The organism is Streptomyces murinus (assembly GCF_002154555.1).
Classification (GTDB): domain Bacteria; phylum Actinomycetota; class Actinomycetes; order Streptomycetales; family Streptomycetaceae; genus Streptomyces; species Streptomyces murinus.
On sequence record NZ_MUNF01000956.1, the window covers coordinates 1 to 806 of the forward strand.

Here is an 806-nt window from a genome sequence, read left to right on the forward strand (position 1 = left end):
CCGGGAGATCGTCCGCAGGACGCCGTTCTCGTCGTTGGACGGGGCCAGATGGCGGGCGCGCGCGATGACGTCCGGGTGGGCGTTGGACATGGCGAAGGACCACTCCGCCGCGTCCATCATCTCCAGGTCGTTGAGGTAGTCGCCGAAGACCATGGTCTGGGCCGGGGTGATGCCCAGGGTCCGCTGGAGGGCGCGCAGCGCGGTGCCCTTGTTGGCGGTGCGCGTCATGACGTCGACCCAGTGCTCGCCCGAGACCACGACCTGGTGGGTGCCGGCGAAGGGGGCGAGCGCGGGGGCGGTGGAGCGTTCGGCGGAGTCGAAGTCGAAGACCGCGACCTTGATGAAGTCGTCCTCCACCGCGGTGACGTCGTCGACGACGCGGTGCTCGACGTAGTAGCGGCGCACCTCGGCGAGGAACGCCTCGTCGGTCCGCTCCACATAGGCCGCGCGCTTGCCGCAGACCACGGCGCCCGCGTCACCGCCGGCCGCGTTCAGCCGCCGTACCGCCTGCGCGACCCCGGTCGCGGTCGCGCGCGCCAGCGGGTCGGAGCTGAGTTCGACGCCGTCGCGGACCACATAGGTGCCGTTCTCGGCGATGAAGACCATGCCCTCGGCGACCTCCGCGAACTGCCGGGCGCAGGGTGCTGTTCAGCCCCGCGAGCGGCCGCCAGTACGCCACCCTGGCCCGGCAGTTCGCGGAGGTCGCCGAGGGCATGGTCTTCATCGCCGAGAACGGCACCTATGTGGTCCGCGACGGCGTCGAACTCAGCTCCGACCCGCTGGCGCGCGCGACCGCGACCGGGGTC

The 806-nt window shown here is 71.8% G+C and carries 1 pseudogene; it reads right to left on the minus strand.

Annotated features, from left to right (window positions below):
* A pseudogene (locus CCN72_RS36885) lies at nucleotides 1-806 on the minus strand (HAD hydrolase family protein); the annotation flags it as partial.